This window comes from Streptomyces sp. NPDC006294, assembly GCF_042870895.1.
In the GTDB taxonomy this organism is placed as follows: domain Bacteria; phylum Actinomycetota; class Actinomycetes; order Streptomycetales; family Streptomycetaceae; genus Streptomyces.
This window is the reverse complement of record NZ_JBIAHV010000002.1, coordinates 456,450-471,123: the sequence shown is the minus strand read 5'-3', so window position 1 is coordinate 471,123 and position 14,674 is coordinate 456,450. Positions and strand designations below refer to the sequence as shown.

At 73.7% G+C, this 14,674-nt stretch carries 11 protein-coding genes; 9 read left to right on the top strand and 2 right to left on the bottom strand.

The genetic code is table 11. From position 1 onward, the window contains the following. Positions 1 to 3: 3 nt before the first annotated feature. The 5 genes from ACFYOP_RS05140 to ACFYOP_RS05120 all read left to right on the top strand — a co-directional run bounded on the left by ACFYOP_RS05140 (position 4) and on the right by ACFYOP_RS05120 (position 5,970). Complete coding sequence (locus ACFYOP_RS05140; RefSeq protein WP_356890354.1) at positions 4 to 1,005, top strand: TIGR03842 family LLM class F420-dependent oxidoreductase; 1,002 nt, start codon at positions 4 to 6, stop codon at positions 1,003 to 1,005. Between the two features lie 28 nt (positions 1,006 to 1,033). Continuing rightward, entirely contained in the window at positions 1,034 to 2,569 is a 1,536-nt protein-coding gene (locus ACFYOP_RS05135; RefSeq protein WP_356890356.1) for an NCS1 family nucleobase:cation symporter-1, read from the top strand. Positions 2,570 to 2,806: 237 nt separating this feature from the next. Beyond that, the gene (locus ACFYOP_RS05130; protein WP_356890358.1) at positions 2,807 to 3,313 is read left to right on the top strand and encodes a MarR family transcriptional regulator; all 507 of its coding nucleotides are present in this window, start codon (positions 2,807 to 2,809) and stop codon (positions 3,311 to 3,313) included. Between the two features lie 66 nt (positions 3,314 to 3,379). Continuing rightward, positions 3,380 to 4,036, top strand: a complete 657-nt coding sequence (locus tag ACFYOP_RS05125) for a M15 family metallopeptidase (protein WP_356890360.1) — start codon at positions 3,380 to 3,382, stop codon at positions 4,034 to 4,036. A 158-nt stretch (positions 4,037 to 4,194) separates the two neighbouring features. Next, complete coding sequence (locus ACFYOP_RS05120; protein ID WP_356890362.1) at positions 4,195 to 5,970, top strand: aromatic amino acid ammonia-lyase; 1,776 nt, start codon at positions 4,195 to 4,197, stop codon at positions 5,968 to 5,970. Here the strand turns inward: ACFYOP_RS05120 and ACFYOP_RS05115 are convergent. Further along, positions 5,961 to 8,138, bottom strand: coding sequence for a DUF1996 domain-containing protein (locus tag ACFYOP_RS05115; protein ID WP_388450867.1), 2,178 nt, complete (start codon positions 8,136 to 8,138; stop codon positions 5,961 to 5,963). The two genes, ACFYOP_RS05120 and ACFYOP_RS05115, sit on opposite strands and share 10 nt — an antisense overlap. Positions 8,139 to 8,247: 109 nt before the next feature. Here ACFYOP_RS05115 and ACFYOP_RS05110 point away from each other — a divergent pair, with 109 nt between their 5' ends. Together ACFYOP_RS05110 and ACFYOP_RS05105 are read left to right on the top strand one after the other, a co-directional pair. Beyond that, a complete protein-coding gene (locus ACFYOP_RS05110) occupies positions 8,248 to 10,035 on the top strand; it encodes a gamma-glutamyltransferase (protein WP_356890364.1) in 1,788 nt (595 codons plus the stop codon). A gap of 41 nt (positions 10,036 to 10,076) precedes the next feature. Beyond that, a complete protein-coding gene (locus ACFYOP_RS05105; protein ID WP_356890366.1) occupies positions 10,077 to 10,895 on the top strand; it encodes an inositol monophosphatase family protein in 819 nt (272 codons plus the stop codon). A gap of 60 nt (positions 10,896 to 10,955) precedes the next feature. Here the strand turns inward: ACFYOP_RS05105 and ACFYOP_RS05100 are convergent, their stop codons facing one another. Next, positions 10,956 to 11,750 carry a nucleotidyltransferase domain-containing protein gene (locus ACFYOP_RS05100; protein ID WP_356890368.1) on the bottom strand — a complete coding sequence of 265 codons (795 nt, stop codon included), beginning with the start codon at positions 11,748 to 11,750 and terminating at the stop codon, positions 10,956 to 10,958. A gap of 88 nt (positions 11,751 to 11,838) precedes the next feature. On the opposite strand from ACFYOP_RS05100, the gene ACFYOP_RS05095 reads away from it, so the two are divergent. Both ACFYOP_RS05095 and ACFYOP_RS05090 read left to right on the top strand, forming a co-directional pair. Then, a complete protein-coding gene (locus ACFYOP_RS05095) occupies positions 11,839 to 13,254 on the top strand; it encodes an NAD(P)/FAD-dependent oxidoreductase (RefSeq protein ID WP_356890370.1) in 1,416 nt (471 codons plus the stop codon). Between the two features lie 122 nt (positions 13,255 to 13,376). Beyond that, positions 13,377 to 14,654: a M48 family metalloprotease gene (locus ACFYOP_RS05090; RefSeq protein WP_356890372.1), complete on the top strand. Its 1,278-nt coding sequence runs from the start codon at positions 13,377 to 13,379 to the stop codon at positions 14,652 to 14,654. Positions 14,655 to 14,674: the final 20 nt, after the last annotated feature.

The window sequence follows — 14,674 nt, the reverse complement described above, 5'->3', positions numbered from 1 at the left end:
GCCGTGGACTTCGGACTCGTCCTGCAGACCGACCCGCCCGCATCGGCGGTCGTCGGGCTGATGCGGCGCGCGGAACGCAACGGCTTCCGCTACGGCTGGACCTTCGACTCCGCGGTGCTGTGGCAGGAGCCGTTCGTCATCTACAGCCGCATCCTCGAACACACCGAGAAGCTGATCGTCGGACCGATGGTCACCAACCCGGGCACCCGGACCTGGGAGGTCACCGCCTCCACCTTCGCGACGCTCAACGACATGTACGGCAACCGCACCGTCTGCGGCATCGGCCGCGGCGACTCGGCCATGCGCGTCGCCGGCCGCAGGCCCAACACCCTCGCCCGGCTGGGCGAGGCGATCGGCGCGATCCGCGACCTCGCGGAGGGCCGCGAGGCCGAGGTCGACGGGCAGCCCCTGCGCATCCCGTGGGTGCGGAACGGAAACCTGCCCGTCTGGATGGCGGCGTACGGGCCGAAGGCGCTCGCCCTCGCCGGGCAGAAGGCCGACGGGTTCATCCTCCAGCTCGCGGACCTGTATCTGACGGAGTGGATGGTCAAGGCCGTGCGGCAGGCGGCCGCCGACGCGGGTCGCGACCCGGCCTCCGTCACGGTCTGCGTCGCGGCCCCCGCGTACGTCGGCGACGACCTCGCGCACGCCCGCGAACAGTGCCGCTGGTTCGGCGGCATGGTCGGCAACCACGTCGCGGACCTCGTCTCGCGTTACGGCGAGCACTCCGACATGGTCCCGGAGGCGCTGACCGCGTACATCAAGGAACGGCACGGCTACGACTACAGCCACCACGGCCGCGCCGGGAACCCGTCCACCGACTTCGTCCCCGACGAGATCGTCGACCGGTTCTGCCTGCTCGGTCCCCCCGAGGCCCACATCGCGAAGCTCCAGGCCCTGCGCGACGTGGGCGTCGACCAGTTCGCCGTCTACAACATGCACGACGCGAAGGAAACGACGATCGACGCGTACGGCGCGGAGATCATCCCGGCACTCAGCCGCTGACCGGTCCCGCCTGCGAAGGGTCACGCCCATGACCGCGACCGTTCCGCCCGTGCCGCCGGTGTCCTCCGGCGGCCCCATATCCGACCCGGCGGGACGCGTCGAGCTCCCGCCCGGCACCGACTTCACCGGCAACCGGTTCGTCAACGACGACCTGCTGCCCGTGCCGGTCGCCCGCCGCCGCTGGACCACGTACAACTTCGCCGCCCTGTGGGTCGGCATGGCCCACAACATCCCCTCCTGGCTCCTCGCCTCCGGGCTCGTCGCGCTCGGCATGGACTGGAAACAGGCCGTGTTCACCATCGCCCTGGCCAACGTCATCGTGCTGCTGCCGATGCTGCTGACCGGACACGCGGGCCCCAAGTACGGCATCCCCTTCCCCGTCCTCGCCCGCGCCTCCTTCGGACTGCGCGGCGCCAACCTGCCCGCGATGATCCGCGCCGGGGTCGCCTGCGCCTGGTTCGGCATCCAGACCTGGATCGGCGGCCAGGGCATCTTCGTCCTGCTCGGCAAGATCTTCGGCGGCTGGGCGGAGGCGTCGAGGATCGGCGGCCAGCCGTGGACGCTGTGGGTCTGCTTCCTCCTCTTCTGGGCGCTCGAACTCGCCATCATCTACCGGGGCATGGAGGCGCTGCGCCGCTTCGAGAACTGGGCCGCGCCGTTCGTCATCGTCGGCGCGCTGGTGCTGCTGTGGTGGGTCACGGCCAAGGCGGGCGGCCTCGGGCCGCTGCTCGACCAGCCGTCGAAACTGGGCTGGGGCGCGGACTTCTGGCCGGTCTTCTTCCCGTCCCTGATGGGCATGATCGCCTTCTGGGCCACCCTGTCGCTGAACATCCCCGACTTCACCCGCTTCGGCGCCGGCCAACGGGCCCAGGTCTGGGGCCAGACGCTCGGTCTGCCGACCACCATGACCCTGTTCGCGCTCCTGTCCGTGTTCGTCACCTCCGGCTCCCAGGCGGTGTACGGCGCGGCGGTGTGGGACCCGGTCGCGCTCGCCGCCAAGACCGACAACGTCTTCGGGCTGCTCTTCGCCCTGGTGACGGTGCTGATCGCGACGATCTCGGTGAACATCGCGGCGAACGTCGTGTCGCCCGCATACGACCTGGCGAACCTGGCGCCCAAGTTCATCAACTTCCGCACCGGCGCGCTGATCACCGGCGTCGTCGGAGTGGTGATCATGCCGTGGAAGCTGACCGAGACGCCCGAGCTGTACATCTTCACCTGGCTCGGCCTGGTCGGCGGGCTGCTCGGCACGGTCGCCGGCATCCTCATCGCCGACTACTGGCTGCTGCGCCGCACCGTCCTGGACCTCACCGCCCTCTACACACCCGGCGGCCCCTACTGGTACACCGCCGGCTGGAACCTGCGCGCCGTCGCCGCCTTCGTGGCCGGCGGCGTCCTCGCGGTCGGCGGCTCCCACTCGGCCCCGGGCAAGGGTCCGTTCCCCGAGGACGGCCTGATCCCCTTCCTGCGCCCCCTCGCGGACTACGGCTGGGCGGTGGGCCTCGCCACGTCGCTGGTCCTCTACCTGACCCTGATGCGCCTCAGACCACGCCGGCCCGCCTGAGGGCGCTTGCCAGCCGCTCACGCCACGCGGACGGTCGGGGCTGGTGGAACCGCGCGGCGACAAGTGACCCACCGGTGCGGCGCCCGTGCGTCCGGGGCACGGCCGCACGGCGTGGATGCGGCTACGAGCGGGTGCCCGCAACCGGGCGGACGGCACACCGTACGCTCGCAGCGACACAGCAGACCGGCGCGGGCCGCCCGGACCCGGCCCGGACCCCGCCCTGAAGAAGGGAGCGGTGTGACGGACGACAGCGTCGCCTCGGTGGTAAGGCAGTGGCAGGCGGTCGATCCCGCGCTGGACACCGCACCGATGGAAGTGATCGGCCGCATCAACCGCTGCGCCGCGCTGCTGCGACAGGCGGAGGACGCGCCGCTGCGCTCGGCGGGACTGTCTCGGGCCGAGTTCGAGCTGCTCGGCGCCGTCCGCCGCACCGCCCGCGAACTGACCCCCGGCGAGCTCGCCCGTGAGACGTTCTCCTCCGGGGCGGCCGTCACCAAGCGGCTGCGGGCCCTCCAGGACCGGGGGCTCGTCGACCGGCGCGGCGACGAGCGCGACCGCCGCGTCGCCCACGTACGGCTCACCGACGACGGCCGTGTCCTCTTCGACCGGCTGCTGCCCGAGCAGCTCGCCTACGAGAGCGCCGTCCTGTCCGGCCTCGGCGGGGAGACCCGTACCCGCCTCGGCGCCGATCTCGCCGAGCTGCTGGGCCGGCTCGAAGACCGGCTCGCCGCGGCCCGGCCCTGATGGCCCTGACCTCGACAGGAGCCGTGTGGAGGGGCAGGTCCGCGGTGCGCTCCTTACCCTGAAAGGGTGAACGTCGCGCGCCGGGCCGCCGCGCCCGTCCTGGCCCTCGGGCTCACGCTCGGCGCCGTGCCCGCACAGGGCGCCGCGGCCGCCGCCCCTGAGCTGTCGGCCACCGTCAGTGACGTACCGCGGGCCAAACTCGGCGCGAGCCACGAACCGGGCTGCCCGGTGTCCCCGTCCCGGCTGCGGCTGATCACCATGAACCACTGGGGTTTCGACGGCGGGGTCCACAGAGGGGAGCTGATTGTCCATCAGGACCAGGTCCGGCCCCTGCTGCACGTCTTCGAGAGCGCCTTCGACGAACGCTTCCCCATCCGCCGTATGCGCGTCATGGCCGAGTACGACGGCGACGACGCCCGGGCCATGGCGGCGGACAACACCTCCGCCTTCAACTGCCGCCGGGTGACGGGCGACGCCCGCCATCTGTCGCGGCACTCCTACGGCGACGCAGTCGACATCAACCCCGCCGAGAACCCGTACGTCGACCGCTCCGGACAGGTGCACCCGCCGGCCGGTGAGGACCACCTCGACCGCGACCCGCCCGCCAAGGGCATGATCACTCCCGGCGACGCGGTCACCACGGCCATGGCCGAGGCCGGCTGGGAGTGGGGCGGCCGCTGGTCGCCACCGGACTACCAGCACTTCTCCGCCGACGGCACCTGATCCGGCCGCCCGGGACCGCACACCCGGCCGGTCCCTCACTCGAACAGTCCGTGCCGCACGGCCGGGGCAGGCGGCCACACGTGCATGGACATTAGGTTCCCGGTATGGCCTTCCAGAGGCCGAACGATCTCCGTTCCCCGGGAAAGGTTTACCCCACCATGCCGCCTGCACCGACGGACACCCCTGCCCGCATACGCCACGTTCCCCCCGCCGCCGCGCACCCCGCGCGCCCCGTCCGCTCCCCGCGGAAGTCCCTCTCCCTCCTCGCCTCCGCCACCCTGATCATGCTGTTCCTCGCCCCCGACGCCGCCGCCGGCGGGCCGGCCGGCCCCGGGACCGGCGGGCGGACCGAGGCGCACCTCCAACTGGTCCTGGACGGCGATTCGCTGACCGCCCAGGACATGTTCGACGTCCTGGACGCCAAGTCGGTCGCGGTGAAACTCTCCGACGAGAGCCGCAGACGGATGCGGCAGATCCGCGACGGCGCGCTCAACGAACTCTCCAAGGGCGCCCGCGTGTACGGCTGGAACCAGGCACTGGGCCCGCTCAAGGACAAGCAGCTCGACAGCGCGCAACAGAAGGAGTTCCAGAAGCGCATCCTGCGCTCGCACGCCGCAGGCGTCGGCGAGCCGCTGCCCGAGCGCGTCGCACGCCTGGTCATGGTGCTCCGCGCCAACCAGATGGCCCGCGGCGCGATGGCCGTCCGCCCCGAACTCGTCGACCGGATGAACGACCTGGTCACCGCCGGCGTCACCCCGGTCGTCCCCCAGGTCGGCTCGCTCGGCTCCGGTGACCTCCAGCCCATGGCCGCGGTCGGCATGGTCCTCACCGGCGACAAGGCGCCCGCCCGCTACCGCGGTGAGCAGGGCCCCGCCGCACAGATCCTCGGCCGAGCCGGTCTCGAACCGTCCTTCGAGCTGGAGCAGGGGGAGGCCCTGCCCATCATCAGCGGCAGCACCGTCGTCCTCGCCTCCTACGCCGACGCCCTGCACCGCGCCACCAGGGCGGCCGGCCTGGCCGAGGGCGCCCTCGCCATGTTCATGGATGCCACCCGGGCGGAGACGGGCAGCCTGGACGCCCGTACCCACGCCGAACGGCGGATCCCGGAGGAGGAGAAGGTCGCGGAACGCCTCCGGGAACTGCTCCGCGGCAGCCGGTGGACCACCGAAGAAGGCCGCAAGCGGCTCGGCGAGGACCACCCCCGCATCCAGGACGCGGTGTCGCTGCGCGCCGCTCCGCACATCTACGGCGCGCTGCGCAAGACCCTCGCGGACGGCCGGCGCGACATCGAACGCGAGGCCAACGCCTCCACTTCCAACCCGCTGGTGTTCGCGCGCGGTTCGGGCCGGGGCCACGAGTTCGTGATGGGCGGCAACTGGGACGGGGCCCTCCTCGGCCATGCCGCCGACGCGCTGAACGCCCAGATCGCCGACCTCGGCGTCCACACCCAGGAACTCTCCGCGCGGCTGCTCTCGCCCAAGTGGAGCTACGGCCTGCCGGCCAACCTCGCGGGCGGCACGCCCGGTCTGAACTCCGGCATGGTCCAGGTGCAGACCGTGGCCGCCGCACTCGTCCCGGAGATGCAGGTCCGGGCCATGCCCGCCGGTGCGCTGTCCCGGCCCGCCAAGGACGGGCAGGAGGACCACAACACCATGGCGATGGCCTCCGTACGCCACCTCCACCAGAACCTGGACCGCCTCGAGACGGTGCAGGCCGTGCTGACCCTGATGTCCGCGCAGGGCATCGACCTGATCGAGAAGAAGATGGCCGGCCTGTCCCTGGGCGCGGGCGTCCGCTCCCTCCACGACACGGTCCGCGCGCACATCGAGCCCCTCCACGACGACCGCTACCTGACCCCGGACCTGGTCGAGATGACCGACCTGGTCCGGGGCGGCGAGCTGACCCGTCCCGCTGCGGGGCCGCGTCAGCGGTGACGGGGGACCTCACGCCGGCCCCGTACGCGCATGAGCGCGATGCCCGCGATCAGCAGTACGGCTCCGGCCGCCGACGGCCACAACTGGGCGCCGGTCCGGGCCAGACCGCCCTCCACGGCCTGCGGCGCGATGCCGCCGGCCGGCAGGGGGACGTTCGACTCGCCGGCCGGGTCCGTGGCAGCCGGCGTGGCCGGTGCGGGGGCACTGGTCGTCGCCGCCGGGCTCCGCGCCGTGGTCGCAGAGGGCGGCTCGCTGTACGCGGGGGAGGGGTCGGCGTCCCGGCCGGTGGCCGGTTCCGCGGGGGCTTGTGCCGCATCGGGTGACCTGGGTGGCGCCTGTTCGGCCTCGGTACGGCGCCTCTCCGGGGCCGGCTTTTCCACGCGGGACTGCTCGGCGGCGGCCGCCTTCGGCCGGGGCTGCTCGGCGGCGGTCGTGGCGGGCGCGGCGGGCTCATGGGGTGCCGCGTACTCTGGCTCCGGCGCCGCTTCCGGCCTCGGCTCCGGGGCGGGCACCTCGGTGGGGGCCGCGGTGGCCGTGGCCGGGGCGTCCTTCGGCTCCGGGCCACTGCCGCCCGGAGCCTGCCCCGTGTCACCGGGGCCGCAACGCCGCCCCTCGTTCAGGCAGTTCACCAGCTCCCGCATGAGCTTCTCGTCGAAGACGTTGATGAAGTCACCGTGGTCGGTGACCGGTTTGTGCAGCTGCTCGGGGAACGAGTCCAGCGCGTAGACCGCGGCGTCCGCGCCGTCGAACACCGGCGGCCGCACGTCGTAGACGATCCGCTGGACCAGCTGGGGAATGGGGACGAAGCCGCCGGGGCAGCGGCCGCTCGGGTCCGTGAAGGCCACGTGGGTGCGGTGGTTGGCGCTGTCGGCGTTCCGGCCGTCCCAGCAGCTCTGGAACGCGAAGCTGCGCACCACTCTGCTGCCGCCGGGGCAGATCGGGTACTTGTCGCTGAGCTGCCGGTCCTCGAAGCCGGTGCAGCTCCACGAGGCGTTGGCGTTCGCGTCGCCGTTGACGAACGCCTTCGCGTCGCCGGTGATGATCCGCAGGAAGCGCGGCATGGCGGTGACCCTGCCCCGCGGGTTGCCGACGAAGTCGAGCGTCACCTCGGACGGGGTCAGGATCTCGCCGACGTTCTGGTCCTTGCCGCCGCCGTCCGCCCGGACGTCGTCCTCGTCCTGGCCGTTCTGGAGCCGCAGCACGGGCCAGTAGTACGTCGAACGGTCGCCCTCGTCGCGGCAGGTGGTCTCGCCCGCCGCGAGATCGTCGTCGGAGGCGAACGCGTCGTTGGCCTGGTTGCCCACGTAGTCGTGCATGTGGTGGGCGCCGTTGGCCACCCCGGGGGCGACGATGATGTTGTCCGGGTTGAACGTGCCGTTCGCGTTGACGCCGCAGTCCGTGGTGAACGTGCCGCGGGAGGCGCCGCGCAGCAGCGGGGGTTGCTGGACGTTCGGCGCGACGGTGCGGATGTCGGCGAAGTCGGACACCTCGGGGCCGTTGCCGGCCTGCCCGCCGTTGTCCCCCCGGCCGCCGTCCTCCCGGCCGCCGTCCTCCCGGCCGTCGCCGTCCCCGCCGCCGTCGCCACCGCCCTGGTCGCCCTGACCGCCCCGGTCCGCGCCGTCGGTCTGCAGGGTGCACGGGGCCAGCGCCCGCAGCCCCTGCGGCCGTTGCCCGGTGACCCGGCCGATGGCCTCCGCGATCCGGTCCAGGGCCGCTTCCCGCTTGCTCCGCAGCGGCCCGAGGATCGCGTTCTGCACGAACTGCGGGTCGCGTTCGACCTGTGCCCTCTCGTCGGCGAACCGCTGATACGCCTCGGTGATCTGGCTGTCCATCGTCGCCAGTTCGCGGTCGACCTCCGCCCTGGCCGCGTCCGGCGCCTCCGGCAGCCCGTTCGCCGCCTCCGGGCACTTGACGGTCGCCGGGACGGGCCCGGCGCCGAGCGTCCCCGGCTGCTCCTGACTGGTCGAGCCGCCCGGCCACGGGCCCTGTCCCTCACCGGCGGCGGCATAGGAGTTGACCGCGATGAGACCGCCTCCGCCGAGGATGAGCGCGATCGAGGCAGCGGCCGTCCGTCTGCCTGCTCTCGGGCGTCTTCGCGTCGTCCGTCCCATGGAGAACTCCATCTGCTTCGTCGTCAGGTGGGCATGACGGCGCCCGGAAAGGGGCACGTCCAGTTCCATACGCGCACGGCGGGCGATGTGTTCAACGTCGCGCCGAACTCGCCTGCCCGACAGTCGTTTCCGGCCCGGTCCGGACGAACAGCGAAGTGAGAGGCACATGTTCACGACCCGGCCGACGCTCCAGGGCACCTTCGGGATGGTGTCCTCCACGCACTGGCTCGCCTCCCAGTCCGCGATGGCCGTGCTCGAGCGGGGCGGCAACGCCTATGACGCGGCCGTCGCCGCCGGGTTCGTGCTCCAGGTCGTCGAGCCGCATCTGTGCGGACCCGCCGGTGAGGTGCCGATCATCGTCGCGCCGGCCGGCGGCGAGGTGCGCGTCCTGTGCGGACAGGGCGTCGCGCCCGCCGCGGCCACCGTCGCCCACTACCGCTCCCTCGGGCTGGACCTCGTCCCCGGCACCGGCCCGCTGGCCGCCGCCGTGCCGGGCGCGTTCGACGCCTGGATGGTCCTGCTGCGCGACCACGGCACCAAGTCCCTGGCCGAAGTGCTGGAGTACGCCATCGGCTACGCCGAGCACGGGCACCCTCCCGTGGAACGGCTCTGCGCGACGGTGGAGACCGTACGCGGGCTGTTCGAGACCGAATGGACCTCGTCCGCCGACGTGTATCTGCCCGGCGGCCGTGCCCCGGCCCCCGGCGCCCTGCTGCGCAACCCGGCCCTCGCCGCCACCTGGCGGCGGCTGATCGCGGAGGCGGAGGCGGCCGCACCCGACCGGGCCGGGCGGATCGAGGCGGCCCGGCAGGTGTGGCGTACCGGCTTCGTCGCCGAGGCGCTCGTCCGCCAGGCCGCCCGGCCCACCCTGGACACCAGCGGCGAACGCCACACCGGCACCCTCGTCGCCGAGGACCTGGCCGGCTGGTCGGCCACGTACGAGGCGCCCGTGACGTACGACTGGAACGGCTGGACGCTGTGCAAGGCCGGCGGCTGGAGCCAGGGCCCCGCCTTCCTCCAGCAGCTCGCCCTGCTGCCGCCGGACCTGCCCGCCCACGGCTCCGCCGAGTACGTCCACCTGCTGATCGAGGGCTGCAAACTGGCGATGGCCGACCGCGAGGCCTGGTACGGCGACGCCGCCGACGTCCCCCTCGCCGATCTGCTCTCCGAGCCGTACGGCACCGCCCGCCGTGCGCTCGTCGGCGACAAGGCGTCGTACGAGCTGCGGCCCGGCAGCCCCGGCGGCCGCATCCCGGTGCTCAGCCCCCGGGCCGCCGACGTGATCGCCGACGGGCCCGGTTCCGCGCCGGTGGGGACGGGCGAGCCGACTGTGGCGCGGAACGGCGCCGCCCAGGGCGACACGTGCCACGTCGACGTCGTCGACCGGTGGGGCAACATGGTCGCGGCCACCCCCAGCGGTGGCTGGCTGCAGTCCAATCCCGTCGTGCCCGAGCTGGGCTTCCCGCTCGGCACCCGGCTCCAGATGACCTGGCTCGAGCCCGGCCTGCCGAACTCCCTCACCCCCGGTCGCCGCCCCCGCACCACCCTGACGCCCTCTGTGGCGCTGCGCGACGGGGTGCCGGTGATGGCCTTCGGTACCCCCGGCGGCGATCAACAGGACCAGTGGCAGCTCCACTTCTTCCTCGCCGTCGCCCTGCGCGGCACGGTCCGCGGCGGGTACGACCTCCAGGGCGCGATCGACGCCCCGAACTGGCACACCGACGCCTTCCCCGGTTCCTTCTACCCGCGCGGCATGCGGCCCGGCAGCGTCACCGTCGAGTCCCGCACGGACGGCGCGGTCGTGGACGAGCTGCGGCGGCGCGGGCACCAGGTCACCGTCGGCCCGCCCTGGTCGGAGGGCCGGCTCTGCGCGGTCGCCCGCGACCCGGCCACCGGCGTGCTGTCCGCCGCGGCGAACCCCAGGGGAATGCAGGGTTACGCGGTGGGGCGCTGAACGCCTCCCGCGATGTCAGCCGGGCGTGATTGGCTTGAGGCATGATCGATGATTTTTTGACCGGTGATCTGTCCGACGTCGAGGAGGCCGTCCGCAAGGCGGCGGCCGCCGAGATCATGCCGCGCTACCGCCGGCTGGCCGCGCACGAGGTGGACGAGAAGACCGGCCCGCACGACCTGGTCACGATCGCCGACCGCAGCGCGGAGGAGCACCTGACCGCCTCGCTCACCGCGCTGCTGCCCGGCTCCGTGGTCGTCGGCGAGGAGGCGGTGCACGCCGACCCGGCCGTCGCGGACGCGCTGCACGGCGACGCGCCGGTCTGGATCGTCGACCCGGTCGACGGCACCCGCCAGTTCGTGCACGGCGAGCCCGGGTTCTGCACGCTCGTCGCGCTCGCCCTGCGCGGCGAGGTGCTCGCGTCCTGGACGTACGCGCCGGTGCTGGAGGAACTCGCCGTCGCGGTCCGCGGCGGGGGCGCCCGGCTGGACGGCACACCGCTGCGGGCCGGTCCGCCCGCACCGGGCTCGGTGCTCCGCGTCGCGATGTCCCACCCGGACTACACGACGCCCGAGCAGAAGCGCGCGCTGCTGGGCCTCGCCGTCCCGGGCGTCGAGACCAGGCCCTGCGGCTCCGCGGGCCTCGAATACCTGGCCGTGGCACGCGGCGACCTGGACGCGGTGGCGTTCTCGTGGGAGCTCGCCTGGGACCACGCCGCCGGGCTGCTGCTGGTCACGGAGGCGGGCGGCGCGCATCTCACGATCACCGGCGAACCGTTCCGTATCACGGGCTCCAACGCGCTGCCGTTCACGGCGGCACGCGACGAGACCACGGCCCGCGTGGTCAGGGAGCTGCTGACCTGACGCACGGCGCCCGGCTCGTCCAGGCCCACACCCACGGCGCCCGGCTCGCCCCGGGCCCGCTCACCCCAGCCGGGCGCGTACCTCCCGTACCAGGGCGTCGGCGTCCGCCACCGCCGCCGTGTCCAGGCCGCGCAGTGCTGCCGCCACCCGCTCCGTGAAGTCCGCGGGCGTCTCCTCGAACGCGGCGGCCGCCGCCAGCGCGCCCTTCTCGTTGAGGCACCACACCCGGTGCTGGGCGTACAGCGCCTGCGCCAGCACGCCGAACGCCCGTGACAGGCACAGCGACACATGCAGCGTGTCCCCGGCGCCGGCCGACTTGGCCGCGGCGGCGACCGAGAACTCCGCCTCCCACGCGGCGTCGACCAGCGCACGCCGCAACGGCTCCGGATACTCCCGGGTCTCCTCCCGCAGCGCCGTCAACTCGCCTCCGGGGTCGGCCAGTACGCGGCACAGCGCCACCTCGCCCGCGTACGCCGGCGACCAGAAGCCCAGCGGGTGCCCCGGCTGCGCACCCGTCTCGAAACGCCCGGCCAGACAGTCCGCCCAGACCCGTTCGACCCGGTCCAGGTCCCGCAGGATCCAGTCCACCGGCACACCGTCGAGCGACAGCCACGCACCGCCGTTGACCCACGGGCCCCAGCCGCCCGGTCCCGCCACCTCCACCGGCCCGCCGGTCAGCCCGGACGCCAGTGCCGCCAGGGCGCCGGTGTCGACGCCGCCCCGGTAGTAGACGCCGAGATCCCAGTCGGAGTCCGGCCGGTGGCTGCCCCGGGCCCGGCTGCCGCCGAGGGCGACCGCACGGACACCGGGCGTCCGCACGAGCCGCTCCGCCATGTCCTCGATCGTGTTCTCCATCGAGACCGGACGGTACCCGGCCGCACGATGTCACCGCCCGGGAATATCCTTGGCCGTCCTGGCCGTCGGCTGACGAAGGAGTCCGAAGGTGCCGTCGATGCTCGATGCCGTCGTCGTGGGAGCGGGCCCCAACGGGCTGACCGCCGCGGTCGAACTGGCCCGCCGCGGCTTCTCGGTCGCCGTCCACGAGGCCCTGGACACCGTCGGCGGCGGCGCGCGGACGGAGGAGCTGACGCTCCCCGGCTTCCGCCACGACCCGTGCTCCGCGGTCCACCCGCTCGGGGTCGGGTCACCCGCCTTCGGCGCCATGCCCCTGGCCCGGCACGGCCTGGAGTGGCTGCACCCCGAACTGCCGCTGGCCCACCCGTTCCCTGACGGCACCGCCGCGGTGCTCAGCCGCTCCGTCGGCGAGAGCGCCATGTCCCTGGGCGCGGCCGACGCGGGCGCCTACCGCAGACTCGTCTCGCCGTACCTCGGCCACTGGGACAGCCTCGCCGCGGACTTCCTGCGCACCCCCTGGGACGGGCTGCCCCGCGACCCGTACCGGTACGCCCGCTTCGGGCTCGACGCGATCCGGCCCGCGAGCATGCTCGCCCGCCGCTTCCACGGCGAGAAGGCGCGCGGGCTGCTCGCCGGGCTCGCCGCCCACGCCATCGCCCCCACCAGCGGCGTGGCGACCGGCGGCATCGCCCTGCTCTTCGCCCTCGCCGCGCACGAGGTCGGCTGGCCCGTCCCGCGCGGCGGCTCGCAGGCGATCTCCGACGCCCTCGCCTCCTACCTGCGCGAACAGGGCGGCACGGTGCACACCGGCAGCACCGTCAAGCGGCTCGACGAGCTGCCCCCCGCCCGGGCGTACATCTTCGACACCTCACCGACCGCGCTCGCCAGGATCGCCGGCCTGGGCCAGGCGTACTGGCGCTACAAGTACGGCGCCTCCGCCTTCAAGATCGATTACGCGCTGTCGGGCCCGATGCCGTGGACCGCCGAGGAGGCCCGCACCGCCGGGACCGTGCACATCGGCCCCACCGCGGCCGAGATCGAGACCGCCCTCGGCGCGGCGGTCTCCGGCCGCGCCCCCGAGGCGCCGTTCCTGATCACCTCCCAGCCGACCGTGATCGACCCGACCAGAGCGCCGGAGGGCAAGCACGTCCTGTGGGCGTACGGCCATGTCCCGGCCGGCTGGGAGGGCGACGCCACCGAGGCGGTCGAACGCCAACTGGAGCGCTTCGCACCCGGGTTCCGCGACCTCGTCCTGGCCCGCGCCGTCGCCGGCCCGCCCCAACTGGCCGCGCGCAACGCCAACTACGTCGGCGGCGACATCGCCTGCGGCGCGTTCGCCGGCCTCCAGACCGTCATCCGCCCCAAGCTCGCCCGCGTCCCGTACGCCACCGCGCACCCCGCGGTCTTCATCTGCTCCTCCGCGACCCCGCCCGGCCCCGGAGTCCACGGCATGTCCGGCCACCACGCGGCGAAGGCCGTCTGGCGCCGCCTGCGGGCCCGTTGAGCCGAAAGGGCTGGTCGGCGCAGTGACGCCTGGATTACGCTGCGGCGGCCGCCGTGGCCGTTCCAGCCACGGCGCACACCGTGGCGGCCTCTGGGGAGGGCCGTGGGGAGGGAAGAATCGCCGTGGGCAGCACGACGGAAACCGTAGGACAGTGTCCCGACTGCGGGCACACCGTCCGGACCGATCACCGCTTCACCACCTGGTGCGCGGCGTGCGAGTGGAATCTCGATCCCGAGCCGCGGGACGAGGAGGATCACGGGAGGATCGACCGGCTGCGGCGCACGCTCGCACAGCGGCACGGGCAGGAGCTCCACGCCGAGGTGACGTCGGGCGCGACGCTGAAGCCGCACCGTGACACCGCTTCCGTGCTGGCCCAGGCCATCTCCCTCTGCGTCCACGGCTTCACGGTCGCGCTCGTCGTCGGCGGCGTCCTGCTGACCACGCTCGGCTGGGGAACCGCGGCCCCGCTGCTCGGCGTGATCATGCTGCTGTCGGCCTGGCTGATGCGGCCGCGCTTCGGCGCCCTCCCCGACGACCTCCCGGTGCTGCGCAGGGCCGACGCGCCCCGGCTCTTCGACCTGCTCGACGACGTCGCCGCCGTCGCCGGCACGGCAGGAGTGGACACCGTCGTGGTGAGCGCCGAGGCCAACGCGGGCGTGACGACCTACGGCATCCGTCAGCGCCGCCTGCTGGAGATCGGGCTCGGGCTCTGGGAGGTCCTCACGCCCCGGCAGAAGGTCGCCCTGCTCGGCCACGAACTCGGCCACTACGCGAGCGGCGACACGCGCCGCGGCCTGGTCACCTTCAACGCCCTGCGCTCCCTGGCCACCTGGCACCACCTCGTGCGGCGGACCCCCGATCCCGCCATCGGCGAGATGTTCGTCAACGCCTGCTACTTCCTGCCGCGCTGCGTCATTCTCGGGCTGCTGATGCTGCTCGACCAGCTGACGCTGCGCGCGGCCCAGCGCGGCGAGTACCTGGCCGACTCCGTCGCGGCCAGGGCCGGTTCCACCGAGGCGGCCGTCGGCCTGATGGACCGGCTGCTCGTGGTGGACTCCGTGGAGTCCCACCTGCGGCGCGAGGCCAACGCCGGACAGCTGCGACGGGCCGGTGACAAGTCCTATCTGGAGTCATGGCGCGGGCTCTGGGCGTTCGTCGCGGCCCACGCCGAGTCGATCCCGGGGCACGAGGTCGAGCGGCAACGACGGCTGAGCGCCCGCCGGGGCCACGCCGTCGACTCCACCCACCCGCCGACCCATCTGCGCCGTGCCTGCCTGCTCACGGCCGTGCCGCTCCCGGCGGGCGTCACCGCCGACGATGCACGGCTGGCCGCCGTGGGCGCCGAACTGGCCGGGGCGGCGGAGCTGCTCGCCCGGCGGATCGTGAAGGGCCAGGGGTGAGAATGGCGGGCGCGGTGACG

Bases quoted from the DNA above. Each gene is read 5' to 3' on its own strand.
- ACFYOP_RS05120 (WP_356890362.1), top strand. From the start codon at position 4,195: ATGCCGCCTGCACCGACGGACACCCCTGCCCGCATACGCCACGTTCCC.
- ACFYOP_RS05105 (WP_356890366.1), top strand. From the start codon at position 10,077: ATGATCGATGATTTTTTGACCGGTGATCTGTCCGACGTCGAGGAGGCC.
- ACFYOP_RS05135 (WP_356890356.1), top strand. From the start codon at position 1,034: ATGACCGCGACCGTTCCGCCCGTGCCGCCGGTGTCCTCCGGCGGCCCC.
- ACFYOP_RS05100 (WP_356890368.1), bottom strand. From the start codon at position 11,750: ATGGAGAACACGATCGAGGACATGGCGGAGCGGCTCGTGCGGACGCCC.
- ACFYOP_RS05110 (WP_356890364.1), top strand. From the start codon at position 8,248: ATGTTCACGACCCGGCCGACGCTCCAGGGCACCTTCGGGATGGTGTCC.